Here is a 1,710-nt window from a genome sequence, read left to right on the forward strand (position 1 = left end):
GATGGTCCGTCAGCTGAAAGCGGCCGCAGGGGGCCAGCGACCGGCAGTCGCTGGCGGCCTGCACCGTTTCCCGCTCCACCTCCTCCGCTGCATGGCCAGCTTGGCTCGCCGCTCGCCGTCGCCGGCGCTGTCGTGCAGGCCGGGATAATCGAAGTGCTCGTGCTCGGGATCCTGCTGGAAGGTGGAGACGGTGGGGACCGTTTGCTTCAGGTCCAGCTTGCTGGTCTGGAAGTTGTAGTCGCCCAGGCCCCAGGCGCTGGCCTGGTAGGCGTGGCTGCGGTGCCATTCGGTGATGTGGTTGCTGTGGGCGGAGGCGGCGCTGAAGGGGATCAGCGGCTCATCGCCCGTCTGGTAGGCGGACGTCTGGTGGCCCAGGACCAGGGTGTGCCTGCCGGCCTCATGGCGGAAGAAATAGTAGAGGCCATCCTCCTCCATCAGGCGGGAGACGAAGTTGAAGTCGGTCTCGCGGTACTGGACGCAATACTCCCGGGGGGGCGGGGCGCTGACGCCGGAGAAGTCGTACTGGGTGACGCCCAGTTCACCGAAGATGGTCTCCAGGATGTCCAGGGTGGTCTTGTTCTGGAAGATGCGGCAGTCGCTGGTGCGGGTCAGGAACCACAGGCGGGGGACGACGCGCAGGGTGTAGTGCCGCTGCCCGCGCGAGGCGGCGTGCCCCCCGGTCAGCGAGGCGACGACGCCGTTGAAGACACGATAGACGCCATCGTCCAGGCGCAGCTTCAAATCCACGCTCTGCGCGATCAGCGCCTTCGGGTCCAGGTTGTCGTCCATGGCGCGCACCGTCGCCCGGAACTCGAACGGCACCGACAGCCCCTCGGTCCCCTCCAGCGCCTCCAGCAGCAACTGGTCGGGCCCCAGGGGGCTGTCTATCCCCAGCAACCGCTCCGCTTGGGTGTAGGTGTCCATGATCAGTCCCCCCGCCTCAATGTTTGCCCGGCGGCGGCCATTTGCCCTCCGCCTTCAGGGCGCGGATCTGGGAGGCCGGGGGTGGCGGCCAGGAATAGCCCGCGGCCTTGATCCTCTCGATCACCTGGGGCAGCGCCTTGCCGTCGGGGTTGTTGGGCAGGATGCGGGAGTCCGCCGCCAGGCCGGCGACGGTGGCGCCCCCCGCTTCCGCCCATGGCGAGGCCCCGTGATCCAGCAGGAAGGCGGCCATCTGCCAATGATCGGTGCCGGCGGCGGTCAACAGCGGCGTGGTGCCGACCTCGTCCGCGCTGTTGATGTCGCCGCCGGCGTCCAGCAGGGCCTGCGCCACGGGAACATCCCCCATGAGGCCGGCGACGTGCAGCGATGTCTGGCCATCGGCCGTACCATTGGGGTCGGCGCCTGCGGCCAGCAACGCCTTGACCATCGGCAGGTCGTGAATGGCCGACGCCTTGTTGAGCGGCGCCAGCCCGGGGGCACCGTTGGGGTCGGCGTGGGCCTTCAGCAGGGCGTCGACCATGGCGTGGTCGTGCCGCTCCACCGCCATGATCAGGCCGGTGGCCCCATTGCGCCCCACGGTGTTGACCCCGCCGGGGGCCTCGCGGGCGGCGGCCAGTGCCACATCGACCTTGCCGGCTGCCACGGCCTCGGCGAAGCGGCGGGCGGCCGGGTCCGTGAAGCGGTCGGGAAAGAAGACCAGGGTATTCGTCGCCATCGTCCCACCGTGTGAAGGCTGAAAGAATGAAGGGGCGCCACGGGCCACGAAGG

2 protein-coding genes are annotated in these 1,710 nt (G+C 69.2%); both read right to left on the bottom strand.

Going from position 1 to position 1,710, the window contains the following annotated elements:
• Positions 1 to 9: 9 nt before the first annotated feature.
• Positions 10 to 924, bottom strand: a complete 915-nt coding sequence (locus I55_RS04855; RefSeq protein WP_049973838.1) for a type VI secretion system Vgr family protein — start codon at positions 922 to 924, stop codon at positions 10 to 12.
• Positions 925 to 940: 16 nt separating this feature from the next.
• Entirely contained in the window at positions 941 to 1,657 is a 717-nt protein-coding gene (locus I55_RS32760; RefSeq protein ID WP_049973839.1) for an ankyrin repeat domain-containing protein, read from the bottom strand.
• Positions 1,658 to 1,710: the final 53 nt, after the last annotated feature.

The sequence above is a fragment of the Azospirillum sp. B4 genome (assembly GCF_000333275.1).
GTDB lineage: Bacteria > Pseudomonadota > Alphaproteobacteria > Azospirillales > Azospirillaceae > Nitrospirillum.

Excerpts from the sequence above, each read along its gene's own strand:
- I55_RS04855 (WP_049973838.1), bottom strand. The coding sequence starts at position 924 with ATGGACACCTACACCCAAGCGGAGCGGTTGCTGGGGATAGACAGCCCC.
- I55_RS32760 (WP_049973839.1), bottom strand. The coding sequence starts at position 1,657 with ATGGCGACGAATACCCTGGTCTTCTTTCCCGACCGCTTCACGGACCCG.